Source organism: Bacillus yapensis (genome assembly GCF_005280205.1).
GTDB lineage: Bacteria > Bacillota > Bacilli > Bacillales > Cytobacillaceae > Robertmurraya > Robertmurraya yapensis.
This window is the reverse complement of record NZ_SUND01000001.1, coordinates 311,537-335,834: the sequence shown is the minus strand read 5'-3', so window position 1 is coordinate 335,834 and position 24,298 is coordinate 311,537. Positions and strand designations below refer to the sequence as shown.

The following is a 24,298-nucleotide window of genomic DNA, read 5'->3' as shown; positions in this document are numbered from 1 at the left end:
GTGGTAAGGAGATATATGTATGGGACTATTGAATCTATTATCGAATAAAAAGGATACAACACCAGAGGTTATTGAAGAATTTTATACACTCTTTTCAGATTACCCTGAAGCTATGTTTATAACTAATATGGATGGAGAAATGATTACGTTTAATCAAAGAGTAACATCCTTATTAGGTTATAAGAAGCAAGACACTGAACTGCTTGTTAGTAATTTTTTTCAATCCACTAAGAGTGAAAAAGTACGACATCATTTTCATAAAGCCACGCAAGGTAATAAAACTTCTTTTGAAATTGCAATAAGCCATAAATCGGGCAAAAAGATTCCACTTCACATCACTTTTATCCCATCTGAGAATCACATCTTTGTCATTTGTAAGAATTTGACTACTGTTAAAAGTAAAGAAACAAGGCTCGCTCAAATTAGTGAACAACTAGAGGAGTCGCAAAAAATGACCAATATTGGGACTTGGGCGTATGATATCGGGTCCGACAGTCCATATTGGAGCAAACAAATGTATGAAATCATGGGAGTTCAAAAGGGTGATGATTTCAATTGGGAGAGTATGCTTAAACGTATACATCCAGATGATCGCGTGATTTATTCCGAGAACTATCAAAAATCAATAGACGAAAAGAAAGATGTGGATTTTGAGCATCGTATCATCCGAACCGACGGACAAGAACGACTTGTTTTTGTTCGAACCAATGTCATTCTGGACGAAGAAGGGGAAGTTTGTTGTACTTTTGGAACGGTCCAAGATATTACTAAGAAAAGAGAATTAGAGTCAAAGCTTCACGAAACCGAAAAACGTTTCAAATCTATTTCAGATCGTTTGGCAGTTGGGACCTGGTCGTATGATTATGTAGGTAATGAAATTGTCTTTTGTTCCAAAGGCATGGAAGAGATATATGGATTTAGTGCGGAGCGGTTTAAGGAGAATCCACTTCTTTGGAAAGAGTTTATTATTCCAGAGGATAGAAAGATGGTAGAAGACAAACAATTACTCCTAGTAAATGGTGAAGAAATTCATTTTCAATTTCGTATAGTGGATAGGAATGGTGAGTTTAAATGGCTTGAGGGACAAACTATTCCAGGCCTTGATAAAGATGGAAAGCTAATTCGATATGATGGAATTGTCAGAGATGTTACAGAGCGAATGAATTATATCGAATCCTTAGCCTTTATAGCTGATCATGATTATTTAACCAATTTACCGAACAGAAGATACGCTGAGAGAAAATTAAAAGAGCTTATCGAAACTGCAGCTAATACAAACGTGAAATTTGCTGTGTTTAATTTAAACTTAGATAGGTTTAAGTATATTAATGATACATTGGGGCAAGAAATTGGGGATAAATTTCTCGTGAATTTTGCAGACCGGATGCGAAAATATTTAGGTTCAGATACCTTCTTTGCTCGTATCGGCGGAGATGAGTTCACCATTATAATGAAGAATATCATCTCTCTAGAAAATGCAATTAAAATGGCCAATGAAATTATCTATGAGATTGAGAAACCTTTTTATATAGAAGATTTTGAGCTTTATGTTACGACAAGCATTGGAATAAGCACATATCCAACAGATGGAAAAGATCCACATACGCTTATAAAAAATGCTGATACCGCATTGTATAAAGCCAAAGAAGCTGGTCGAAATGATTGGCAAATCTTTTCTCCTTCCATGAACGTCGAATCATTTAAGCTTTACCATTTGGAAAAAGACTTACGAAAATCGATTATGAATGAAGAATTGTACGTTCATTATCAGCCCAAAGTTAATCCTAAGACATCTAAGCTGGTAGGTGCTGAAGCACTTGTACGTTGGAATCATCCAGAATGGGGAATCGTTTCACCAGGTGAATTTATACATTTAGCAGAGGAAAACGGTTTTATTTTCAAAATTGGTGATTGGGTATTGAAGGAGGTATGTGAAACTCTTGCTCGTTGGAAAAAAATAGGTCTTCCGGTTGTTCCTGTTTCGGTAAATGTTTCTCCGAAAAGATTGCTAAAGAGAGACTTTGTTAAAACGGTTCAGCAGACCATTCATGAGGCGGGAATTGACCCAAGGTTAATTGAACTAGAACTAACTGAACAAACGATTATTAAAAATACAGAGGTAACAAAAAACATTATTACTGAATTAAAAGCATTAGGTGTAAAAATTGCATTAGATGATTTTGGGACAGGCTATTCATCATTGTCTTATTTAAAGGATTTGGACATTGATACGCTTAAAATTGATAAGTCCTTTATTGATGGTATAACCGTGGAAAATACGAATGATGCGATTGTGAAGAGTCTAATCTTTTTATCAAAAGAAATTAATATCAATATCGTTGCAGAAGGAGTAGAAACAAAAGAGCAGCTTAACTTCCTTCTTCAACAGGAATGCCAACAAATCCAGGGGTATATTTATAGTAAACCTGTATCGGCTACAAGGTTTGAATCACTCCTCAAAAAAGATGTCATTAAACCGTTGCAAACAAGTGCTATAAATGAGGCAATAGAAAATCGTAGAAAATATTTCCGTGTAAAACTAGATTGTCCGTTAACTGCAGACATGACGATTATCAAATTCAAAAACAAAGATGTAAAGCTAGGTTCTTCTAAAGCGATCATTGAGGATATGAGTATAGGTGGGCTCAAATATGTGAGCAATATTAATCTTCCTATTCGGAATGATATGTTAATCCAGTTCAATACAATGATTTTCGGTAAAGAGGTCCAGTTTGTTGGAAAGAATGCCTGGAAATTTGAGATAGATGGACTCTATGAATATGGATTTGAATTTACATTTAATGAAGTGGATCGGGATCGTTTTGCCCCTATTTTTAATAAAATTGTCCTACAGTTAAAGGAAAGCTCCGTACTTCCAGACACTAGTATTTTGCAGGAAAATCGACTCGTATATTTAGGTGGATGAATTGAATAAACTTGAGAACGCGTCTTGAAGAGTTTTGCTTTTCAGACGCTTTTTTTCTGGGGGAAAGTTGTGATGGCTAGGGTTTATTCATTGTGGATTTCTTCATAGATCTTCTCGACTTCACTTCTAGTGAAATTTCCCTTTTTGATGATTTTTTCAATGAAATTCTGTGGACCTCCATCTTTTATGGCTTCAATTAAAACCTCTTTTAGAAGTTCCTTTTTTTCTTCTTTTGTTCGTAGCCTAATTTGTTTTTCGATCTCTTCTTTAATAATGTCCATTTGTTGTAACGCCTCCCGTTTTGAAATATTCTTTCCAAAAACTTTCTGAATCACTACCTATTAATTCTCTGTGTTTGTCTGAACTCCTTTCGACCAAAACTTTTACATTATTTTCACCATGCGTATTCATTCTTTCCCATAATTCATGCCATCCCCAATGTCAATACTGGCTAAAACCCAAGTTATTTTGGTATTCTTTACCTTAAGAGACTCTTAGATTAAGAAGGTGTAGCAAGTGTTCGTGAAAATATTATCTGCACTATTTTTACCCGGATTACTCGTTGTGCTATTTACCCGCGTAACCTACAATCGCTATATTGGACTTATCCTTACTGTGGCATTAATCGCTGCTTCTGTATATAAAGGCTATACAAACTCATTTTTACTTATTGTCATTGATGCCTTCTCCCTAACTGCTGGGTTCTGGTATGCCCAACGAATGACAACAAAAGCGAAACGATAACATACAGTGACCAATGAAAACACCATTCATTGGTCACTTTTTATATGCGAAAATAAAAAAAAACGAATATCCGTTCGTATTTTGTTGGTTAGTTTTAGGTTAATTGTGGTAGAATGGGAATATGAGTTTTTCGGACGAAAGAGTGTAGAGAAGGAGGCTTTTTTTGTGAAGGATCAGTTTGAACTCGTCTCAAAATATTCACCTCAGGGAGATCAGCCAGAAGCGATACGAAAGCTTGTCCAGGGAATTAGAGAAGGGAAAAAGCATCAAACTCTACTCGGTGCTACTGGGACAGGGAAAACCTTTACGATTTCGAATGTGATTAAGGAAATCAACAAACCGACGCTTGTTATCGCCCATAACAAAACCCTTGCTGGGCAATTATATAGTGAGTTTAAAGAGTTTTTCCCGAATAATGCCGTCGAATACTTCGTCAGCTATTATGATTACTTCCAACCGGAGGCATATGTACCTTCGACTGATACATTTATTGAAAAAGATTCCAGTATTAATGATGAAATCGATAAGCTACGCCATTCAGCAACCTCCTCTTTGTTTGAGCGACAAGACGTTGTTATCATTGCCAGCGTATCTTGTATTTATGGTTTAGGTTCGCCAGAAGAATATCGAGAGATGGTCCTTTCCTTAAGATCGGGAATGGAGATCGAGCGAAATCAGCTCCTTCGCCGATTGGTAGATATCCAATATGAACGTAACGATATTAACTTCCAACGTGGAACCTTCCGCGTGCGCGGTGATGTTGTCGAGATTTTTCCGGCTTCTAAAGATGAACACTGTTTGCGAGTTGAATTTTTCGGAGACGAAATCGATCGGATTCGCGAAGTAGACGCTTTAACAGGTGAGATCATGGGTGAAAGGGAGCATGTGGCCATTTTTCCGGCTTCTCACTTCGTTACCCGTGAAGAGAAAATGCGCGTAGCTATTGAGAATATTGAAAAAGAGCTAGAGGAACGCTTGAAGGACCTTCGTGACAACGATAGGCTTCTTGAAGCGCAGCGGCTCGAGCAAAGAACCCGTTACGATCTCGAAATGATGCGTGAGATGGGCTTCTGTTCAGGAATTGAAAACTATTCGAGACATTTGACGTTAAGACCAGCTGGTTCGACTCCTTATACATTGCTCGATTATTTTCCAGAGGACTTCTTATTGGTTATCGATGAATCCCATGTGACTTTGCCACAGGTTCGAGGCATGTTCAATGGGGACCAAGCAAGGAAACAGGTACTCGTAGAGCATGGCTTTCGTCTGCCTTCAGCATTAGATAACCGACCGCTGCGATTTGAAGAGTTTGAAAAGCATATTAGTCAAGCTGTCTATGTTTCTGCTACACCAGGACCATACGAAATTGAGCACACCCCTGAAATGGTGGAACAGATTATTCGACCAACAGGATTGCTTGATCCAACGATTGACGTACGGCCAATTGAAGGACAGATTGATGACCTTATTGGAGAAATCCAGGAGCGAGTTAAGAAGAATGAACGCGTTCTAGTCACAACTTTGACGAAAAAAATGTCAGAGGACTTAACCGATTATTTAAAAGAGATTGGTATCAAGGTCAATTATTTGCATTCAGAGGTCAAAACGCTTGAACGGATTGAGATCATTCGCGAGCTCCGTCTCGGAAAATATGATGTTTTAGTAGGAATCAACCTTTTAAGAGAAGGCTTAGATATTCCAGAAGTTTCTCTTGTGACGATCTTGGATGCGGATAAAGAAGGCTTCCTTCGTTCCGAACGCTCCCTCATCCAGACGATTGGACGGGCGGCTCGTAATGCGAATGGACACGTCATCATGTACGCGGACAAAATCACGAATTCGATGGAGCTAGCGATTAGTGAAACGAAGCGCCGTCGTGCGATCCAAGAGGAATACAATAAAAAGCATGGCATCACGCCAATGACGATCCAAAAGGATATTCGCGATGCAATTCGAGCAACGATGGCGGCAGAGGAAACAGAAGAGTACACACCAGCTAAGAAGCTTGGTGCTTTAAATAAGAAAGAACGAGAAAAAGTGCTTTCCGATATGGAAAAGGAAATGAAGGAAGCAGCAAAAGCCCTCAACTTCGAAAGAGCGGCTGAATTACGCGACCTAATTTTAGAGCTGAAGGCGGAGGGATAAAGAAACAATGGCAATGGAGAAATTAGTTGTAAAAGGCGCTCGAGCCCATAACTTAAAAAACATTGATGTAACGATTCCGAGAGATAAGCTTGTAGTGCTGACAGGACTTTCTGGTTCAGGAAAGTCCTCGCTCGCGTTTGACACCATTTATGCAGAAGGACAACGTCGTTATGTGGAATCCTTGTCTGCTTATGCACGACAATTTTTAGGACAAATGGACAAGCCAGATGTCGATACGATTGAAGGATTATCACCAGCGATTTCAATCGACCAGAAAACGACGAGCCGAAATCCACGCTCGACTGTTGGAACAGTAACAGAAATCTATGATTATTTGCGTCTCTTATTTGCCAGAGTAGGAAGACCAACCTGTCCGATTCATGGGATTGAAATCACGTCCCAGACGATTGAACAAATGGTCGACCGAGTCATGGAATATCCAGAACGCACAAAGCTTCAAGTGCTTGCACCTATTATTTCTGGTCGAAAAGGTGCGCATGTGAAGGTTTTTGAAGATATTAAAAAGCAGGGCTATGTCCGTGTCCGTGTAGATGGAGAGATGCTTGATTTAGGAGAAGAAATCTCTCTTGATAAAAATAAAAAGCATTCCATCGAAGTTGTTATCGACCGAATTGTTGTCAAAGAAGGAGTCAGTGCTCGTTTAGCAGATTCTTTGGAATCCGCACTAAGACTTGGGGATGGCAAGGTCATCATTGATGTGATGGGCGAAGAGGAACTCTTATTTAGCGAGCATCACGCTTGTCCGCATTGTGGATTTTCGATTGGGGAATTGGAGCCTCGCATGTTCTCTTTCAACAGCCCGTTCGGAGCATGCCCCGATTGTGATGGCCTAGGTGCGAAGTTGAAAGTGGACAAAGAGTTGATTATCCCGAATCCAGAACTTACGTTAAAACAAGGGGCGATTGCGCCATGGGAACCGGTGAGTTCGCAATATTATCCGCAATTGCTAGAAGCGGTGTGCAACCATTTTGGTATTAATATGGATGTCCCAGTGAAGGACTTGCCACAGAGTGATCTTGATAAAATCCTTTACGGTTCGGAAACGGATAAAATCTATTTCCGTTACGAAAATGATTTTGGTCAAATTCGTGAGAACTACATCCAATTTGAAGGTGTCATTGGCAATGTGGAGCGCCGTTTTAAAGAAACAAGTTCTGATTACATCCGCGAGCAAATGGAAAAATATATGGCGGAACAGCCATGTCCAACTTGTAAAGGCGATCGTTTGAAGCGAGAAAGTTTAGCTGTCCTTATTGATGGAGAAAACATTTCCTTTGTCACTTCTTTATCAATCAGAGAGGCGTACGATCAAATTGAGGGCATCAAGTTAACAGAAAAAGAGAAACAGATTGCAAGTGCGATTTTCCGTGAAATTCGTGAAAGACTAGGCTTCCTGATCAATGTAGGTTTAGATTATTTAACGCTTAACCGAGCTGCTGGAACTTTATCTGGAGGGGAGGCGCAGCGTATTCGTCTTGCAACCCAAATCGGTTCCCGCTTAACAGGCGTACTGTATATTCTAGATGAACCGTCTATTGGACTGCATCAACGAGACAATGATCGCTTGATTGATACGTTGAAAAACATGCGCGATATCGGCAACACCCTAATTGTTGTTGAGCATGATGAAGATACAATGATTGCGGCTGACTACTTGATTGATATTGGTCCAGGTGCAGGTGTGCACGGTGGGGAAATCGTATCTGCAGGAACTCCAGAAGAAGTCATGGCAGATCCGAACTCTTTAACTGGGCAATACCTTTCTGGTAAAAAGTTTATCCCACTTCCGATTGAACGGAAAAAGGGAGATGGACGTTTCCTTGAGATCAAGGGTGCGAAGGAAAATAACCTTAAAAATGTCAATGTGAAGTTCCCATTAGGGATGTTCCTTGCGGTTACAGGTGTTTCCGGCTCAGGTAAGAGTACGCTTGTAAATGAAATTTTACATAAAGCATTAGCACAAAAACTGAATCGCGCTAAAACCCGACCAGGACAGCATAAAGAGATTAAAGGGATTGAGCATTTAGATAAGGTTATTGATATTGACCAATCACCAATTGGCCGTACACCACGTTCGAATCCCGCGACGTATACTGGCGTGTTCGACGATATTCGTGATTTATTTGCGGCAACGAATGAGGCAAAGGTTCGTGGCTATAAAAAAGGTCGCTTCAGCTTTAACGTTAAAGGTGGTCGTTGTGAGGCATGTCGTGGAGATGGAATCATCAAAATTGAAATGCACTTCCTTCCTGATGTGTATGTACCATGCGAGGTTTGTCATGGAAAACGTTACAATCGTGAAACGTTAGAAGTGAAATATAAAGGCAAGAGCATTTCTGATATTTTAGAAATGACAGTTGAGGATTCCCTTGAATTTTTCGAAAATATCCCGAGAATCCAGCGAAAAATGCAAACAATCCATGATGTCGGTCTCGGTTATGTGAAGCTTGGGCAGCCAGCGACAACCCTATCTGGTGGGGAAGCGCAGCGTGTGAAGTTAGCCTCTGAACTCCACCGTCGTTCAACTGGTCGTTCATTCTATATTCTGGATGAGCCAACAACAGGACTTCATGTTGACGATATTTCTAGATTGTTAGTTGTGCTTCAGCGTCTTGTGGAAAACGGTGATACGGTTCTGGTTATTGAGCATAATTTGGATGTGATTAAAGCAGCAGATTATTTGGTTGATTTAGGACCAGAAGGTGGAGACAAAGGTGGAACGATCGTTGCGACTGGTACGCCAGAAAAGGTAGCCGATAACCCTGAGTCCCATACAGGAAAATACTTAAAGCCAGTTCTCGAACGAGACCGTCAACGCATGAAGGAACTCATTCAGGAAAAAGAAAAGAGTGCAGTGAATTAATAACGATAACGAGTATGGAATCACTTAGGTGGTTTTGTACTCGTTTTTTGTTGGGGAAATAGGGGGTGCACACTGATGGGGACATTGTTTTTGGTAATTTTGGGATAGTGACCGCATGAAGAGTTCATGAAGACATTGTTAAGGGGAACCAAGTGAACAGTGTCCGCATGGAGGTTTCATGAAGACATTGTTAAGGGGAACCAAGTGAACAGTGTCCGCATGGAGGTTTCATGAAGACGTAGTTAAGAGGAACCAAGAGAATAGTGACAGCATGAAGAGTTCATGAAGACATTGTTAAGGGGAACCAGTGGATTAGTGACCGCATGAAGAGTTCATAATGACGTTGTTAAGAGGAACCAAGTGAACAGTGTCCGCATGAAGAGTTCATGAAGACATTGTTAAGGGGGACCAGTGGATTGTGACCGCATGAAGAGTTCATGAAGACATTGTTAAAGGGAACTAAGTGAACAATGTCCGCATGAAAAGTCCATGAAGACTTTGTCACAAGCTCCCCAGCAAATAGTGTCCTCATGACACAAATTCCCTCACAAAACCAACCTAATCAATCTCTTTAATCACCCTCGCTGGATTTCCACCTACGACTACATTGTCTGGAACATCCTTTGTGACGACTGCGCCTGAAGCAACAACGACATTATTCCCAATTTTAACTCCAGGATTAATGACCGCTCTTCCACCAATCCAAACATTATCCCCGATCGTTACTGGGATTCCGTATTCTACCCCTGAAATTCTTTCCTGTGCATTAAGGGGATGTGTTGCTGTGTAAATATGAACACCTGGTGCAATAAAGCAATTATCGCCGATGCGAATCTCGCAAACGTCTAGAAAAACGCAATCAAAATTAGCATAAAAATTCTCCCCAACATGGATATTGGAGCCGTAGTCACAGCGAAATGTTGGTTCTATGTACAAGCATTCTCCAGTAGAGCCGAATAATTCCTTCAATATTTCCGTTCTTTTGTCTAAATCCGTTTCTAGTGTTTCGTTAAATAATCTTGTTAATCTTCTGGCGTTTACTCTGTCTCTTACTAATTCTGGGTCTCCGGCATTATAGAGCTCGCCGTCTAACATTTTTGCTTTTTCAGTTTTCATGAATGATAACTCCTTGTGTTTAGTGATGTTTTTCACTGTTTCAGTACCTCAAGTCTACTATATTTGAACTAGGAGGTGACGAAAAGTGAAAGTAAATTATCCAGTAAAAGACGCAAAAGATATTAAAGAGATCAAAGACTTACTTAAACCATTTGGTGGAAGATGTGCCAAACTCATCGATGGAAATCTCGAATACCAAATCAAAGATGAGAATCAGGAGAATGCATATAACCTCTTAAAAGAAAAAGGAATTATTCAGTGATGTCAGGGCGTGTGTCCTGGCCTTTTTCTTGCCTCATAAAAATCCCGACCAATAACATCCCTAGTCCGATAATGAATATAATTGGAAACAACACCCACATTATCATTGATGCCCAACCATTCTGCACAATGAAGGCATAGCTTAGCCCGATTGAAAAAGAGAAGAACGGTGCAAGCGCAAGCATTGTGGTGATGCCCCAAACGATATATTTTCTTTTTTTGGATTTTCCTCTAGTTAATTGAAAAGCCATTATTGAACCAATACTGGCAATTGCATATCCTACGAACATTGGCAATTCCTCCCATCACTTTCCAAAAAATCAATCTATTTGGATTTTAGCATAAATTGGCAAAATAAAACCAAAACAAGTTAAATCAGACCTCAGACGTACTAAAAAATACACCCACGGCATGAAACCTTATGTTTTAAAAATCGTACTATTAAAGGAGGGGGAAAAGAAATGGATTCGAATAAAATATTAGCAGCATTGAGCTATTTTAGTATATTTTTTGCAGGGATTATCGTACCAATTGTGGTGCTCTGTGTATCAGGGGATAAGGAAGTGAAGCATCATGCGAAGAAAGCACTCATTTCACACTTACTATTACTTATTCCGGTACCGATCATTATTTTTGCAGCATTTGCAGACATTATCGGTATTCATCAGGGTGAAGTCCCAATCATGCTTTTCGTTGGCATCATTATTTCCATCATTTTGAGTATCGTGATTTTCATTTGGAATATTGTCAAAGGTATTCAAGTATTAAGTAAGGAAACCATAATATAAAGAGATTGAGGGAGGAAATAGCCATGGAACAAGAAAGAAAACGTATTTTAACGATGGTAAAAGAGGGCAAGCTTACGGTCAATGAGGCGCTTGAACTATTAGATGCGCTTGGAGAATCAGAAAAAAGCTCGGTAGTTGGAGAGCTATCGACGAATGTGAAATTTGAAGAATCGAAGAAGGACGATCCGTTTGCCAACCAAAAGTTTCACGCAGCAAAGGATAGAATCTTTGAATTCGTGGATACTGCGATTCAAAAGATAAAAGACATTGACTTAGATTTCAATTTTGGACAATCAACTGAGATTTCTCATAACTTTCAAGAGAGTGACGTATATTTGAAAGAGATAGATGTGGACATCGCCAACGGTTCTGTGAAAATCGTGCCGTGGGAGAAACAGGACGTGAGTGTTGAGTGTGTGGCCAAGGTATACCGCGTCGATTCGCAGGAAGAGGCCCGCGATACGTTCTTGAAAGATGTCACGTTTGCCATTGATGGGGGCAAACTTCGTTTTAATACCCAGCAAAAGTGGATGAAAGTTCATGCAACACTTTATATTCCACAATCAGAGTACGAACATGTTAAGATAAGAATGTTTAACGGTTCAGTGGACAGTGAAAGCTTACATGTAGAGAAGTATCATGTGAAAACGGCAAATGGAAAAATCAATCTATATAGTCTCACGAGCAAGTACGTGGACGCAGAAACAGCGAATGGTCAAATTGAGGTTCGTGACGCTAACATTGACGATCTTGAAATGGAAACGCTCAATGGTGCGATTAAAATCGATGGAAGCTTTAGAAAGCTCGATGTTCAGTCCTTCAATGGTGGCATTGATTGTTCAGTGAATAATACGAACTGTGAAATCATTGAGGTAAAAACGGCTGCGGGCGGGATTAAGCTTTATATCCCAGAAGCGGCTGTGATTTCTGGAGAACTGAAATCGAATCTAGGAAATTTCAATGATATTGACCGTAGTGATATTCAAGTCCTTGAGGAAAAAAGTGAAGTCATGCAAAAGCTACTTCGTTTTCTTCCAGTTACACATGCTGAGCAAATTACGAGAATTGAAGCTGACGCAAAAACAGGTTCGATTTCTCTAAAAAGGGTTAAATCATTTTAAAAGATCTTTAGACATTAAAGGATGTTGTTTATGAAGTGGATTTTGGGGATTTTAATAAATGCGGTATTGTTTATCGCATTGGCAGGATATTTCGGGGATTCTTTTTATATTGAAGGCTTTGGGGCCGCCGTCGGAGCGAGCATTGTCCTTGCCATCCTCAATATATTGGTGAGGCCGATTTTAATCATCTTAACGTTGCCAATTACCCTGGTATCGCTTGGATTGTTTTTGTTTGTGATTAATGGGGTGACGTTGCTTCTAACGGACGCGATTATTGGGGACGCCTTTGAAATCAGTGGACTCGGAATGGCCATTTTCATTTCAGCGATTATGTCCATCATCAATCTTGTCATTCAAAATTTCATCTTAGATAAGAAAAAGGAAAAATAAAAGGGCTAGATGTTTGTGAAGGATAAACTCGATTCCGCGAGGGAAACTCTTTCACAGCATCAGCCCTTTTTCTATTCGGAGATAATGGTGGCCTGGTAGCCATCCTTTTTCAGCCTTTCAACTAGCTCAGAAGCGGTTGTTTTTTCAGGAAACGGCCCTGCCAGGACTGTATACGTCATTTCTAATTTATCCTTCAGCTTGAATTGTGACTGAATGCCTTTAACAATGGCTTCTGCGCAAGTTCTTCGGTATACATCTGAACGAAGCAATTGTACTTCCTCTTTGTTTGTCATAAACCCACATTCGACGATGATGGCTGGCATCGCTGTTGCCTTTAGGACATGGAAGGTTCCGGTTTTCACGCCTCGATCAGTGCGTCCAGTTGCCACAATTAAATTTTTCTGGACCTTTTCAGCCAAGGATGTGGCTACTGTTGGCTTCGTTGTGTATACATAGGTTTCAATCCCGCTGACACTGTTCCAGCCCGTCCCATAGGCATTTGCATGAATGGAGACAAAACAATCAACATCTAGGCGATTGGCTTTGTTCGTTCGCTCCTGAAGAGACACATCCTTCGTGTCCGAATGGGAAAAATAAACTGTGACATCATCGAACTTTTCCAAAAGGGACTTCGCATAGCTCGCAACCACTCGATTAAATTCGTATTCGCGCATACCATCTGGACTTCTTTTTCCTGGAGTATTGTAACCGTGGCCTGCATCAATTAATATTTTCATGTTTCTAACACCCTCCTTTTCCCGATATGGTATACACTATTATCATATGTTTGAGAGGCAAAAATGGATATGGTCGATTAATTTCGTACATACAAATTTGGTTATCCGTAAAAAAATGCTAAAATAGAGTGAAACTTTTATTAAGGTTGCTTTTGGTTTAGAAAGAGCCTTTATCAAAAAACACTTCAAGTGAAGTGATGAAGAATAGATACAGCCATCAAGGGAGGAGTACCCATTGCCAAAGGTACGCACGAAGGACATTTTAGACAGATTTAAGCTTGAATTAATCAGTGGAGAAGAAGGAGTCAACCGTCCGATTACGATGACGGACATTTCAAGGCCAGGTCTTGAATTGGCAGGCTTTTTTGATTATTATCCAGCAGAACGGGTACAACTCCTAGGTAAGACAGAGTTAACCTTCATTCAAAAATTAGATCCAGAAACGCGAGCTGACAGACTGGAGCGACTTTGTACAGATATTACGCCTGTTATTATTGTGACGCGAGATATGCCAGTGCCAGATGAGTTGATTGAGGCATCTGAACGAGAGGCTGTCCCAGTTTTACGAGCAAAATTAAAAACGACTCGTTTCTCAAGCCGTCTAACAAACTTTTTAGAAACAAAGCTTGCACCAACAACCGCTGTTCATGGCGTGTTAATTGATATTTATGGTGTAGGCGTCCTTATAACAGGTAAAAGCGGTGTTGGTAAAAGTGAAACGGCACTCGAGCTTGTAAAAAGGGGTCACCGCTTAGTGGCTGATGACTGTGTTGAAATTCGTCAGGAAGATGACGATACATTGGTAGGGAACTCTCCAGAGTTAATTGAACATCTCCTCGAAATTCGTGGTTTAGGGATTATCAATGTGATGACATTGTTTGGAGCTGGCGCGGTTCGAAGCTATAAGAAAATTTCCCTTGTTATCAACCTAGAGCTATGGGATCAAACGAAGCAATACGACCGTTTGGGTCTGGATGAAGAAACGATGAGAATTATTGATACGTCGATTCCAAAGCTTACGGTACCGGTTCGTCCAGGACGAAACTTGGCTGTTATCATTGAGGTAGCAGCGATGAATTTCCGCTTAAAACGAATGGGTGTGAATGCAGCAGAACAGTTTGCAAGCCGCTTATCTGATGTTATTGAAGATGGCGATCACGAAGATAGATAAAAATTTTATAAAACAAAGGAGACGGACGAATGGAAGAAACTATACAACCTCTTAACCCGATTGCCTTTTCATTAGGACCAATCGATGTTCACTGGTATGGAATCATTATTGGTGTTGGACTCGCACTAGCCCTTTTCCTTGCGATTCGTGAAGGGGAAAGAAGAGGACTAGAAAAGGATACTTTTGCTGATTTAATGCTTTGGGCGATTCCGATCGCGATTATTTCGGCTCGTATTTACTATGTGCTTTTTGAGTGGGGCTATTATTCACAAAATCCTGGTGACATCATCAAGATTTGGAATGGTGGAATTGCCATTCATGGTGCATTAATTGGTTCAGTCGTGACGGCTTATGTTTTTACGAAAAAGAAAGGCATTTCCTTCTGGAAGCTGACAGATATTGCAGCACCAAGTATTATTCTTGGTCAAGCGATTGGCCGCTGGGGAAACTTTATGAACCAAGAAGCTCACGGTGGGGAAGTGAGCCGTGCATTTTTAGAGAATTTATTTTTACCAGACTTTATAGTCAATCAAATGTACATAAACGGCACTTACTATCATCCTACTTTTTTATATGAATCTGTGTGGAATCTGTTAGGATTTGTCCTATTAATCTCATTACGTCGAGTAAATCTACGCAGAGGAGAAATGTTCCTAACTTATGTTATTTGGTATTCAATTGGCCGTTTCTTTATCGAAGGCTTGCGGACAGATAGCTTGATGTTGACTGAGAATCTTCGAATAGCTCAAACGATTTCGATCGCACTTGTGATCGTTGCGGTTGCTTTACTTGTTTTTAGAAGAGTGAAAGGTCTTTCGAATGAGAGATACTTAGATCAATCGGCATAAAAAGGGAGACATAAAACATGTGGCTTCAGTCAATTCGAAAAGGGCTTCTAATAGGGCTTCAAACAGTTTGGACGTTAGGAAAAATTATCTTTCCCGTTACGCTTGTTGTCGCTTTTCTTCAGCACACCCCGATTTTGCCATGGGTGATCGATTTGATTACCCCGTTGATGGGGCTGATTGGCTTGTCAGGGGATGCAGCGATTCCACTCGTACTTGGGAATTTTCTTAATTTGTATGCAGCCATAGGGGCGATTTTTACCCTCGACTTATCGGTAAAAGAAGTGTTCATTATAGCCGTAATGCTGTCTTTTTCTCACAATATGTTTATCGAATCAAGTGTTGTCACAAGAGTGGGCGTGAAGCTTTGGATTTCCCTTGTTGTGCGTATTGGTTTGGCTTTTTTATCGGCGATTGTTATTAACCTGGTGTGGCACGGTGGAAGTCAAATGGCGCAATATGGATTGATTCCAACTGAAGAAAGTACTGCTGGCTTGTGGAATATTATTTATCATGCCATGGAAAAAGCGGTGCTAGGCATTGTTCAGCTCGCCATTATCGTGATTCCGTTAATGGTCGCGATTCAGATTTTGAAGGACTTGAAATGGCTGGATATTTTATCAAAATGGATGGGACCTGTGACTCGTGCACTCGGAATGAAAGAAAATACGTCTACGACACTTATGGCAGGATTATTATTTGGCCTGGCTTACGGGGCAGGTGTGATGATTCAGGCGGTAAAAGAGGAAGGCGTAAGCAAGAAAGACGCCACTCTTGCTGTCATCTTTCTAGCATCCTGTCACGCGGTGGTTGAGGACACGTTGATCTTTGTTCCGCTAGGCATCCCAGTATTGCCATTGCTACTTATTCGCCTAGTGATGGCAATCGTGATTACGGTTATTGTCGCAAAGGTTTGGAACCGAGCGGGAATTGCGAAAAGAAAGGAAACGACCTATGAATTCTAGAAATATTACTACTTTACTATTTGATTTAGATGGTACATTAATTGATACAAATGAATTGATCATTCAATCCTTTTTACACACACTGGCAATCTATTATTCTGACCAGTATAAAAGGGAGGATGTACTTCCATTCATGGGTCCTACATTAGTTGAAACATTCAGCTCGATGAATCAAGAGAAAACGGACGAAATGGTCCGCGTCTATCGGGATTATAATATTTCCAAACATGATTCACTTGTAACAGAATTTGAAGGCGTTCATGAAACGATTTCTGTATTGAAGGAAAAAGGCTTTAAGCTTGGAATTGTCACGACAAAACGATTAGAGGTTGTTGAAAAAGGGCTAAAGTTAACGAAGCTTGACCCATTTTTCGAGGTCATTGTTGCGATTGATCATGTGTCAAAGGCAAAGCCTGATCCAGAGCCGGTTCTCAAAGCACTGGAGCAGCTTGGATCGAAGCCGGAAGAAGCGATTATGATCGGGGACAATTACCATGATATCGAAGGTGGACAAAATGCTGGTACGTTGACGGCTGGTGTCGCTTGGTCGTTAAAAGGGAAAGCGTTCCTTGAAAAGTACAACCCAGATTTTATGCTAGATCATATGAAAGATTTACTTGAGATTGTCGGAGTAGCTGAGCGATGAGACGGACCACTCGCTATCCTGTTGAAGGCGCGAATTCCTTATGGCATGTGTACAAAACCGTTCCTTTTTGGAAGGTTGTCAAAAACTTTGTGGTCATTCAGATGGCACGGTACACCCCTTTTCTCGGCATGAAAAATTGGCTCTACCGCACATTTTTACGAATGAAAGTGGGAGAACAGACATCTTTCGCTTTAATGGTCATGCTGGATGTCATGTTCCCTGAAAAAATAAGTGTAGGACGCAATACGGTCATCGGCTACAACACGACGATTCTCGCGCACGAATACTTGATTAAAGAATATCGCTTAGGTGAGGTTCGAATTGGTAGTGAAGTGATGATTGGTGCGAATTCAACGATTCTTCCTGGAGTCACGATTGGCGACGGTGCTCTCGTATCAGCTGGTACTCTCGTACACAAGGATGTTCCGGCGGGCGCTTTCGTCGGTGGAAACCCGATGAAAGTGATCTATACAAAAGAAGAGCTCGCGGAGCGGTGGGCAGATGATATGATATACGGGAAGAAATGAAAAGAAGGACATTCACGATTAGGTGGATGTCCTTCTCTATTAAGGTGGGAAACGGATAGTTGAAGTCTAAAGATGGAACCTTTTTTTGTTGTTTTTAAATTATCTAAATAAAAAACCTCCAGTTTAGTCTTTAAATTTGTAAACTTTTACGTTTAGATAAATGACTCCGACAAATGAAATGATATAAAATAACACGCCAGAAATGGTGTTTGGAGATAATAACTCAACGAATTCCATTTGAATCGCTCCCTTTATGTAAACTTTAGATATTTATATCGTATTAAGATATACTTTGTGTTTTAATTATATCGTGTTAAGATATAAATATCAATTCAAAAGGTGGATATTTATGTCAAAGAAAATAGATAAAGAAACTTATGAGTCACTGGCTGAATTCAGATATCAATTAAAAAAGTTTCTTCATTTTAGTGATTCTGAGGCTCGGAATGTAGGAGTGACACCTCAGCAGCACCAACTTTTATTAGCCATTAAAGGGTTCCCAGGACGTGACTGGGCAACACCTCGGGAGCTTGCCGAGCGCTTATTTATCACACATAATGCCTGCGTAGGGCTGATTGATCGCTGCTCACAGCTAGGGCTTGTAACAAGAACGAGCAATCCTGAGGATGGACGAAGTGTATTCATTCATCTGACTGTACAAGGAGAAGAAATTTTACAACGTTTATCCGAAATTCATTTGGAAGAAATCACGAGGATAGGATTTATGGGGGAAAAACTTGCTGGCTCTGTTCATCAAGAAGAAGAGGTCATTTTGTCAAAATCAAATGAAAAGTAAAGTTTCTTCCTTATCTTCACCTGCTTTGTCACTTGAATAAGAAACTCGAATCCAAAGGCTCACTTAAATCTGTGGGCCTTTTTTCTATTTTTATCCAATATTTTTGTGAGGCTTAATGTTGAGCAGGATTTTTAGAAAAAACTGGAGAATTTTATCCAGAGAACAAACTTTTTGTCGAATGTAGGGGTAGTAATAGTGAAGGGTTAAAATGATTGAAGTCCTAGGGGGAATTTAGAATGTGTGGGTTTGTAGGTGTTTTAAGAAACAATAATGTTGAAGAAACTGACCACAGAAAATGGAATAATGCGCTATTTTCCATACACCATAGAGGACCAGATGCAACGGGGGAATATAAGGATAAGCGAGTCGAACTTGGCTTTAAGAGGTTAAGTATTATCGATTTAGAACAAGGTCACCAACCTTTAACGTACGAAGGTAGATATCATATTATCTTTAATGGAGAAATCTACAATTATGTTGAATTAAGGGAGTCCTTGATTAAGTTAGGTTATAGCTTTCAAACTATGTCTGACACGGAAGTTATAGTCGCGATGTATGCACATATTGGCCCGGAGTGTGTGCATGAATTAAGGGGAATGTTTGCATTTGTGATTTGGGATTCAAAAGAAGAAGTTCTTTTCGCAGCTCGTGACCCCTTTGGCATAAAACCTTTTTATTATTATGAAACAGAAGAGCGGTTTATTTTTTCGTCAGAACAGAAAAGCATCAGGTGCTTAACTGATGATCATGAATTATCAACTGCAAGCCTCCAACATTATTTGACGTATCAATATGTACCTGAACCTTCGAGTCTATCAAAGAGTATTCTTAAATTAAGTCCAGGACATTTTGTACTGAAAGAATCAAACATGAAAACTGTGACAAAATGTTTCCATAATAAAATGTTTTTCCCAAAAAACGATGATTTTTCAAATATTGTTCGTAAAACGAGAAAGGTATTGGAGGATTCTGTAGAAAAGCATATGAGGAGTGATGTTCCCGTTGGTGCTTTCTTATCTAGTGGCATTGATTCTACGACAATGGTTGCCCTTGCAAGAAAACATAATCCTTGGCTCAAAACCTTTACGGCAGGCTTTGAAGTAGAGGGTTATAGCGAGGTTGAAATAGCGAAAGAAACGGCGGAAAAATTGGAAGTTGAAAATGTGCACAAGTTGATTACTGCAGAAGAAGTTATTAAAGAACTGAGAAATATTATTTGGCACATGGATGATCCTGTTGCGGATCCAGCGGCAATTCCCCTTTATTTCATCGCAAAGGAAGCAAGCAAGCATGTTAAGGTTGTTCTCTCTGGCGAGGGAGCTGATGAACTGTTCGGGGGTTACAACATCTATCGTGAGCCTCTATCATTACAGGGAATCACTCGATTACCAAATTGGTTAAAAACGGGGCTAAGAAAGGGAGCAGGGATAGTACCTGATGGGGTCAAAGGGAAAAGCTATTTATATAGGGGGACTACTCCTCTAGAAGATAGATATATTGGTAATGCTTTTATATTCTCAGAAAGTGAAAAGCAGAAGATGCTTTTGGAGTATATGGCGAATCAGCCGTATACGGAGATAACTAGAGATTATTATAGAGATGCAACATTGTACGGGCAATCCAGTAAGATGCAATATATCGATATTCATACTTGGCTTCCAGGGGACATTCTTGTTAAGGCTGATCGAATGTCAATGGCCCATTCTTTAGAACTTCGTGTTCCATTTTTAGATAAAGAAGTCTTTGAGGTTGCGAGAGAAATACCTGATCAGATGAAAATAGCCAATGGTACAACGAAGTTTGTTTTAAGAGAAGCAGTTAAAGATTTAGTACCAAACTTTATTGTCGATCGGAAAAAACTTGGTTTTCCTGTTCCGATCCGGCTATGGTTAAAGAATGAGCTTTATGATTGGGCAAAGGATGCCATAAATAATAGCTCTACTATCGGTACAATTTTCAATAAATCAGAACTAATTTCTTTGCTCGAAGAACATGCAATTGGGAAAAAAGATAATAGTAGAAAACTGTGGACCGTCTTAACTTTTATGATTTGGTATTCCATTTATGAAGAGAAGGAATTTGAAAAGATTTCAGATACGAACGTTCAAGATGGACTGGTTATTCAACAAGAATATGCTTTTGTAGATTGAGATTTTTAGAACGCAATGCTAAAAACAAAAAGAAACGATATATGATCTACTAATCCAAATGAATCTCCACTTTTTCTCTGTATCTGAAGTTTGTTCAATTCAGATACAGAGAGCGGGGGATTTTGACTCGCTACATATGCCAAATGAAAGCTCTCTATTTTTTTGAAAGTAACTCAGGTTTCAAAAGAGTATGACCTCTCAACTTTACAGATTCTAACCTTGTAGTTTTTATACCAAACTTCTTTTCCTTTACCTTGTGCAACTTGATGGGTTGAGTTTTCTTTCCAATTACGAATGGCTTCGACGGAATCCCAATAAGAAACAGTTATGCCCAAGCTGCTATCTCTCGCACTCTCTACACCTAAGAATCCTGGTTGTTGAGAAGCTAATTCCACCATTTTTTCGGCCATTTTGCTATAGCCTTTATCCCCATCAGTCCGCTCCGAAGTGAATATCACTGCATAATAGGGTGGTTCAGGAATTTTTGTACTTCCACTCAATGCTAATACCTCCCTTAAAAAGTTGCCCCAATCTTCTTCATAAATATTTTAAAACGATCTCCATCAAACGATTATTGTCTTCTGAAGAAACATTTTCAGCTAGTCTGGCCCCTGCAATAATAGGAGCCCATTGGAAAATTTCCTCTCTCGATAAGCCAGTGTTCTTACAATATTTATTCATGTATTTCTCTGCTAATTCTGACGAACTCTGTGAAAACAATAAATATGTCCGATACACGTCTGCACGAATATCTCCAGAAGTGGAATCCACCCAATCAAGCACATAAGCTTTTTCATCCTTCATGATTACATTAAATGGATGAAAATCTCCATGGCACAGCTTTGGTTCAAAAAGGATTGTATCTAATCTTTTTAACAATGCATCTTTCAGCTTCGGATCTAAGACATCCGCATCGTCAATTTGGCGTTTTAGCTTTTCTGACATTGGTTCAAGTGAATCAGATTCCACCACCAAGACATGTAGTTTTTGCTGTTCATTCACACAAATATCCATGTAATGCTTGGCTTCCTCGATATGGTTCATTAAAAGATCGCCTAGGGTTTCTCCATTTATATATTCCATAATGATTGCTGGTCTACTTTTTAAGACTGTTACTTCGAATATTTTGGGGACGGGTAGTCCTCGTGAATATGCGTATTCTTGTTTCTTTGCTTCATTTAAGGCTTCAGTAGGTGGTAAATGGTCTTTAAATACTTTAATGATTTTATTTTCATACAGATATAGACTGGCAGTATTTCCAATAGCTATAGGCTTTCCGACGTTCACTTTTTCACATCCTTTGCCTACGCATTATCTAAATTTATGCGAAAAAAATACTTTCTTCATTTAACGCGTCGATGGCCAAGAACCTTGCATTTTTCTCAGTTGAATGATTTGTCCAGTATGGTACGCATCGTGAAGCATAATATCGAGCAATTTGCTCTCAAGTGAATCTTCTTTAAGCTTTTCGTCTGAAATTGTACTTAATACCTGCCTTAAATTGTGATGAGCATTTTCTGCCCGTTCAACAATGTTTTTCCATTCCTTATCGTCAATCGATTGCTCAGTGAGATTGAAGGTTGCATCCCCGTCGAGATTCTTTGTCCATTCACGACCCTCCAAGTTTGCAGCAAGTCGCTCTTTATAATAAGTGAGATGATTAACATTCTCCCAAATGGATTTAGTTGCCGCACCGGATGGTTTCCATATAGCCTGTTCGGCCGTGATTCCTTCGATAGCATGCTTAAACGGAGCATACCAACTTTCTTTGTCGAACGTTGTATCTAGGACATTTAATAGAACATTAATTCGTGGCAAAATCTTCTCCTCCTTTATTCCTATAAAAAATGAATGTTGAAAATTACTCTGAATAATATTCTCTATATTTTTCAAACTTCCTGCTCATTTCCTTTCTTGTTCGGTTTTGAAGTACATGATCACAACATTCTAATTGGCCCTGCTGAAACCAATTTCTTCTATAAAAAGATATATTTTTGCTCACATTGTTTAGAAAAATACAAGACTGGAATTCATCCATTAACGTGCTAAAATGATCAAATCAGTGTGTAGAGATATTGGTCAATTTACTGATCAAAAATATATGTCGCAAGATACGTCTACCATCTGAAATTACATTTCGGAGGGTAAAAAAACATGTACAAAGAAGACAGACTACCTCAAAATCCAAAGGAAGGCATCCTATTTTTATTGATTATATCCATTTTGTCCGTAAACACGATTGCCCCGATCATTATGGGGATGGAAATCGGCTTCAGTAAAGAGAATTATATAGAAAGTCTAAAAATGATTCCGTTTATGTGGATAATCGTTGTTTTACTAGTAAGATTGGTTGCGGAACCGTTAGTTGGTAAAGTGATGCCAAAATTCGTAGGACAAACAGATGGTTTTAATGCCAGAGTTTTATTAAACACCTTCTTAAATGTTACGGTTTTATCAGTTCTCCTAACTATTATAGGAACTTGGGTTGGGACGAAACAGATAAGCCTTGAACCGTTTCAGAACTTCTTTCCCCGTTGGTTTAGGAACTTTGGCGTGGCATTCTGGATTGAGTTGTTATTTGCACAGCCTATAGCTAGATTCGCCATGAAAAAATTACATGCTAACCAGGCGAGAAAAGCAGAAGTTGTAAACCATTAAAATATTGAAAACAAACTAATACAAATTTAGCCGATGGGTTTTTATTAAAAGCTCCTTCGGCTTTTTTTATACTTCACTCATGTTCCTCTCAATTGCTACAAACTCCATTGATTTATCCATCTCGAATTAGAAATTTATGGTTGACGGAACCTTACACGAGGAGTAAACTAACTAATAACTTCACTTCGCTAATATATTAGCAAACTAAAGGATTCGGAAAATTTCAAAGGTGGGAATATTGTGAGCCAGCTATTTATGTTTGAAAAGCCTTTAGGGATGAGAGATACATTGCCTGAGCTATACGAAGCAAAAAGCCAGGTTCGAAACGCAATTGGAAATGAAATGAAGCAGTGGGGCTATCAATTTATGGAGACGCCTGCTCTTGAATATTATGAAACAGTGGGAACGGCATCAGCGATTTTAGATCAACAGCTTTTTAAATTACTAGATAGTCAGGGACATACTCTTGTTCTTCGTCCAGATATGACCGCGCCGATTGCACGAGTGGCTGCCTCCAAGCTGTTAAAAGAGGATCTACCTTTAAGACTTGCTTATTCAGCGAGTGTGTTCAGAGCGCAGCAACGAGAAGGCGGAAGACCTGCTGAGTTTGAACAAATTGGTGTTGAAATGATTGCCGATGAAACGGTCAGTGCTGACGGGGAAGTGATTGCCCTAATGGTTTCGGCACTCAAACAAGCAAAACTAGAAAACTTCCAAATTTCTGTAGGACATATTGGATTTGTACAAGAATTATTCCTGCAAATCTTAGGAACAGAGGAAAGAGCTCAGTCTTTGACAAAGTTTTTATATGAGAAAAATTTCGTAGGATATCGAGAACATGTAAAAGGATTAAATCTTTCATCTATAGATAAGCAACGATTATTAGACTTTCTAAAGCTAAAAGGTGGGGAGGAAGTTCTTGATTTCGCGCAGAGCCTACTCGAGAACGGAAAAGGAAGAGAAGCACTTCTTCAACTGCAGCAGCTCTGGGAGATTGTTGTTGACTATGGTGAACAAGAGAAGCTTAAGTTTGATTTAACGCTCGTGAGCCACATGAGCTACTATACAGGGATATTATTCGAGGTTTACGCCGACCAGGTTGGATTCCCGATTGGAAATGGGGGACGATACAATCTTCTCGTTGAAAAATTCGGAAAAACAACAGGAGCAACTGGCTTTGCGTTAAGAGTAGACCGACTACTTGAAGCATTAGGAGAGTTGAAAAAGGCTGAACCAGCCCAGTGCATTTTATTTTCGGATGAACGACGGAAGGAAGCTTTTCAACTAGCACGAGATAAACGAGGGACAGGCGTAAAGGTTGTTCTCCAGGATATTAATGGAGTAAGAAATATCGATCAATTTACTGAGCAGTATGGGGAAGTGACCTTTTTAATCGGAAAAGCAGGAAGGGGGAACGAATCGTGAAAG

24 protein-coding genes are annotated in these 24,298 nt (G+C 39.7%); 17 read left to right on the top strand and 7 right to left on the bottom strand.

What is annotated here, in order from left to right:
* Positions 1 to 19: 19 nt before the first annotated feature.
* Complete coding sequence (locus FAR12_RS01640) at positions 20 to 2,926, top strand: EAL domain-containing protein (protein WP_126405494.1); 2,907 nt, start codon at positions 20 to 22, stop codon at positions 2,924 to 2,926.
* A gap of 83 nt (positions 2,927 to 3,009) precedes the next feature.
* On the opposite strand, the gene FAR12_RS01635 is transcribed toward FAR12_RS01640, so the two are convergent.
* Positions 3,010 to 3,207, bottom strand: a complete 198-nt coding sequence (locus FAR12_RS01635) for a hypothetical protein (RefSeq protein ID WP_126405493.1) — start codon at positions 3,205 to 3,207, stop codon at positions 3,010 to 3,012.
* A gap of 235 nt (positions 3,208 to 3,442) precedes the next feature.
* Between FAR12_RS01635 and FAR12_RS01630 the strand changes: the two genes are divergently transcribed.
* The 3 genes from FAR12_RS01630 (at position 3,443) to uvrA (ending at position 8,699) form a co-directional block, all read left to right on the top strand.
* Positions 3,443 to 3,670, top strand: a complete 228-nt coding sequence (locus FAR12_RS01630; RefSeq protein WP_126405492.1) for a CsbA family protein — start codon at positions 3,443 to 3,445, stop codon at positions 3,668 to 3,670.
* A 165-nt stretch (positions 3,671 to 3,835) separates the two neighbouring features.
* Positions 3,836 to 5,815, top strand: a complete 1,980-nt coding sequence (gene uvrB / locus FAR12_RS01625) for an excinuclease ABC subunit UvrB (RefSeq protein ID WP_126405491.1) — start codon at positions 3,836 to 3,838, stop codon at positions 5,813 to 5,815.
* A 7-nt stretch (positions 5,816 to 5,822) separates the two neighbouring features.
* A complete protein-coding gene (gene uvrA, locus FAR12_RS01620) occupies positions 5,823 to 8,699 on the top strand; it encodes an excinuclease ABC subunit UvrA (protein WP_126405490.1) in 2,877 nt (958 codons plus the stop codon).
* A 558-nt stretch (positions 8,700 to 9,257) separates the two neighbouring features.
* Here uvrA and FAR12_RS01615 read toward each other — a convergent pair.
* The gene (locus FAR12_RS01615; protein WP_126405489.1) at positions 9,258 to 9,815 is read right to left on the bottom strand and encodes a sugar O-acetyltransferase; all 558 of its coding nucleotides are present in this window, start codon (positions 9,813 to 9,815) and stop codon (positions 9,258 to 9,260) included.
* Positions 9,816 to 9,900: 85 nt separating this feature from the next.
* Here FAR12_RS01615 and FAR12_RS23215 point away from each other — a divergent pair, with 85 nt between their 5' ends.
* Complete coding sequence (locus FAR12_RS23215; RefSeq protein ID WP_170972047.1) at positions 9,901 to 10,077, top strand: hypothetical protein; 177 nt, start codon at positions 9,901 to 9,903, stop codon at positions 10,075 to 10,077.
* On the opposite strand, the gene FAR12_RS01610 is transcribed toward FAR12_RS23215, so the two are convergent.
* Positions 10,067 to 10,366 carry an ABC-2 transporter permease gene (locus FAR12_RS01610; RefSeq protein WP_246010270.1) on the bottom strand — a complete coding sequence of 100 codons (300 nt, stop codon included), beginning with the start codon at positions 10,364 to 10,366 and terminating at the stop codon, positions 10,067 to 10,069. The genes FAR12_RS23215 and FAR12_RS01610 overlap by 11 nt on opposite strands.
* A gap of 171 nt (positions 10,367 to 10,537) precedes the next feature.
* Here FAR12_RS01610 and FAR12_RS01605 point away from each other — a divergent pair, with 171 nt between their 5' ends.
* Genes FAR12_RS01605 through FAR12_RS01595 form a run of 3 tightly spaced genes read left to right on the top strand, consistent with a single transcriptional unit; the run spans position 10,538 to position 12,375 of the window.
* Positions 10,538 to 10,864 (top strand): magnetosome magnetite crystal formation protein family, encoded by a 327-nt coding sequence (locus FAR12_RS01605; protein ID WP_126405487.1) that lies wholly within the window; start codon positions 10,538 to 10,540, stop codon positions 10,862 to 10,864.
* A 23-nt stretch (positions 10,865 to 10,887) separates the two neighbouring features.
* Positions 10,888 to 11,985 (top strand): DUF4097 family beta strand repeat-containing protein, encoded by a 1,098-nt coding sequence (locus FAR12_RS01600; RefSeq protein ID WP_126405486.1) that lies wholly within the window; start codon positions 10,888 to 10,890, stop codon positions 11,983 to 11,985.
* A gap of 30 nt (positions 11,986 to 12,015) precedes the next feature.
* Positions 12,016 to 12,375: a phage holin family protein gene (locus FAR12_RS01595; protein WP_126405485.1), complete on the top strand. Its 360-nt coding sequence runs from the start codon at positions 12,016 to 12,018 to the stop codon at positions 12,373 to 12,375.
* Positions 12,376 to 12,446: 71 nt separating this feature from the next.
* On the opposite strand, the gene FAR12_RS01590 is transcribed toward FAR12_RS01595, so the two are convergent.
* Positions 12,447 to 13,112, bottom strand: coding sequence for an N-acetylmuramoyl-L-alanine amidase (locus tag FAR12_RS01590; protein WP_126405484.1), 666 nt, complete (start codon positions 13,110 to 13,112; stop codon positions 12,447 to 12,449).
* A 235-nt stretch (positions 13,113 to 13,347) separates the two neighbouring features.
* Here FAR12_RS01590 and hprK point away from each other — a divergent pair, with 235 nt between their 5' ends.
* The 7 genes from hprK to asnB all read left to right on the top strand — a co-directional run bounded on the left by hprK (position 13,348) and on the right by asnB (position 20,212).
* Complete coding sequence (gene hprK, locus FAR12_RS01585) at positions 13,348 to 14,283, top strand: HPr(Ser) kinase/phosphatase (RefSeq protein WP_126405483.1); 936 nt, start codon at positions 13,348 to 13,350, stop codon at positions 14,281 to 14,283.
* A 29-nt stretch (positions 14,284 to 14,312) separates the two neighbouring features.
* The gene (lgt, locus tag FAR12_RS01580) at positions 14,313 to 15,131 is read left to right on the top strand and encodes a prolipoprotein diacylglyceryl transferase (protein ID WP_126405482.1); all 819 of its coding nucleotides are present in this window, start codon (positions 14,313 to 14,315) and stop codon (positions 15,129 to 15,131) included.
* Between the two features lie 17 nt (positions 15,132 to 15,148).
* On the top strand, positions 15,149 to 16,093 hold the full coding sequence (locus FAR12_RS01575; RefSeq protein ID WP_126405481.1) for a nucleoside recognition domain-containing protein: 945 nt from the start codon (positions 15,149 to 15,151) through the stop codon (positions 16,091 to 16,093).
* Positions 16,083 to 16,739: a pyrophosphatase PpaX gene (ppaX, locus tag FAR12_RS01570; RefSeq protein WP_126405480.1), complete on the top strand. Its 657-nt coding sequence runs from the start codon at positions 16,083 to 16,085 to the stop codon at positions 16,737 to 16,739. Before FAR12_RS01575 ends, ppaX begins: the two co-directional genes overlap by 11 nt.
* The gene (locus FAR12_RS01565; RefSeq protein WP_126405479.1) at positions 16,736 to 17,266 is read left to right on the top strand and encodes an acyltransferase; all 531 of its coding nucleotides are present in this window, start codon (positions 16,736 to 16,738) and stop codon (positions 17,264 to 17,266) included. Before ppaX ends, FAR12_RS01565 begins: the two co-directional genes overlap by 4 nt.
* 349 nt (positions 17,267 to 17,615) lie before the next feature.
* Positions 17,616 to 18,062 carry a MarR family winged helix-turn-helix transcriptional regulator gene (locus tag FAR12_RS01560; protein WP_126405478.1) on the top strand — a complete coding sequence of 149 codons (447 nt, stop codon included), beginning with the start codon at positions 17,616 to 17,618 and terminating at the stop codon, positions 18,060 to 18,062.
* A 236-nt stretch (positions 18,063 to 18,298) separates the two neighbouring features.
* Positions 18,299 to 20,212 (top strand): asparagine synthase (glutamine-hydrolyzing), encoded by a 1,914-nt coding sequence (gene asnB, locus FAR12_RS01555; protein ID WP_126405477.1) that lies wholly within the window; start codon positions 18,299 to 18,301, stop codon positions 20,210 to 20,212.
* 173 nt (positions 20,213 to 20,385) lie between these two features.
* Here asnB and FAR12_RS01550 read toward each other — a convergent pair whose 3' ends face one another.
* The 3 genes from FAR12_RS01550 to FAR12_RS01540 are packed head-to-tail and all read right to left on the bottom strand — an operon-like array spanning position 20,386 to position 22,030.
* On the bottom strand, positions 20,386 to 20,712 hold the full coding sequence (locus FAR12_RS01550) for an antibiotic biosynthesis monooxygenase family protein (RefSeq protein ID WP_126405476.1): 327 nt from the start codon (positions 20,710 to 20,712) through the stop codon (positions 20,386 to 20,388).
* Between the two features lie 37 nt (positions 20,713 to 20,749).
* Positions 20,750 to 21,499: a phosphotransferase family protein gene (locus FAR12_RS01545; RefSeq protein ID WP_126405475.1), complete on the bottom strand. Its 750-nt coding sequence runs from the start codon at positions 21,497 to 21,499 to the stop codon at positions 20,750 to 20,752.
* Between the two features lie 60 nt (positions 21,500 to 21,559).
* Complete coding sequence (locus FAR12_RS01540) at positions 21,560 to 22,030, bottom strand: DinB family protein (RefSeq protein ID WP_126405474.1); 471 nt, start codon at positions 22,028 to 22,030, stop codon at positions 21,560 to 21,562.
* A 336-nt stretch (positions 22,031 to 22,366) separates the two neighbouring features.
* Here FAR12_RS01540 and FAR12_RS01535 point away from each other — a divergent pair, with 336 nt between their 5' ends.
* Positions 22,367 to 22,870: a DUF2798 domain-containing protein gene (locus FAR12_RS01535; RefSeq protein WP_126405473.1), complete on the top strand. Its 504-nt coding sequence runs from the start codon at positions 22,367 to 22,369 to the stop codon at positions 22,868 to 22,870.
* A 240-nt stretch (positions 22,871 to 23,110) separates the two neighbouring features.
* Complete coding sequence (locus FAR12_RS01530) at positions 23,111 to 24,295, top strand: ATP phosphoribosyltransferase regulatory subunit (protein ID WP_126405472.1); 1,185 nt, start codon at positions 23,111 to 23,113, stop codon at positions 24,293 to 24,295.
* Positions 24,296 to 24,298: the final 3 nt, after the last annotated feature.

Excerpts from the sequence above, each read along its gene's own strand:
- FAR12_RS01565 (WP_126405479.1), top strand. The coding sequence starts at position 16,736 with ATGAGACGGACCACTCGCTATCCTGTTGAAGGCGCGAATTCCTTATGG.
- asnB (WP_126405477.1), top strand. The coding sequence starts at position 18,299 with ATGTGTGGGTTTGTAGGTGTTTTAAGAAACAATAATGTTGAAGAAACT.
- FAR12_RS01640 (WP_126405494.1), top strand. The coding sequence starts at position 20 with ATGGGACTATTGAATCTATTATCGAATAAAAAGGATACAACACCAGAG.
- FAR12_RS01595 (WP_126405485.1), top strand. The coding sequence starts at position 12,016 with ATGAAGTGGATTTTGGGGATTTTAATAAATGCGGTATTGTTTATCGCA.
- uvrA (WP_126405490.1), top strand. The coding sequence starts at position 5,823 with ATGGCAATGGAGAAATTAGTTGTAAAAGGCGCTCGAGCCCATAACTTA.
- FAR12_RS01560 (WP_126405478.1), top strand. The coding sequence starts at position 17,616 with ATGTCAAAGAAAATAGATAAAGAAACTTATGAGTCACTGGCTGAATTC.
- FAR12_RS01600 (WP_126405486.1), top strand. The coding sequence starts at position 10,888 with ATGGAACAAGAAAGAAAACGTATTTTAACGATGGTAAAAGAGGGCAAG.
- lgt (WP_126405482.1), top strand. The coding sequence starts at position 14,313 with ATGGAAGAAACTATACAACCTCTTAACCCGATTGCCTTTTCATTAGGA.
- FAR12_RS01610 (WP_246010270.1), bottom strand. The coding sequence starts at position 10,366 with ATGTTCGTAGGATATGCAATTGCCAGTATTGGTTCAATAATGGCTTTT.
- FAR12_RS01590 (WP_126405484.1), bottom strand. The coding sequence starts at position 13,112 with ATGAAAATATTAATTGATGCAGGCCACGGTTACAATACTCCAGGAAAA.
- FAR12_RS01535 (WP_126405473.1), top strand. The coding sequence starts at position 22,367 with ATGTACAAAGAAGACAGACTACCTCAAAATCCAAAGGAAGGCATCCTA.
- FAR12_RS01575 (WP_126405481.1), top strand. The coding sequence starts at position 15,149 with ATGTGGCTTCAGTCAATTCGAAAAGGGCTTCTAATAGGGCTTCAAACA.
- ppaX (WP_126405480.1), top strand. The coding sequence starts at position 16,083 with ATGAATTCTAGAAATATTACTACTTTACTATTTGATTTAGATGGTACA.
- FAR12_RS01615 (WP_126405489.1), bottom strand. The coding sequence starts at position 9,815 with ATGAAAACTGAAAAAGCAAAAATGTTAGACGGCGAGCTCTATAATGCC.
- FAR12_RS01635 (WP_126405493.1), bottom strand. The coding sequence starts at position 3,207 with ATGGACATTATTAAAGAAGAGATCGAAAAACAAATTAGGCTACGAACA.
- FAR12_RS01605 (WP_126405487.1), top strand. The coding sequence starts at position 10,538 with ATGGATTCGAATAAAATATTAGCAGCATTGAGCTATTTTAGTATATTT.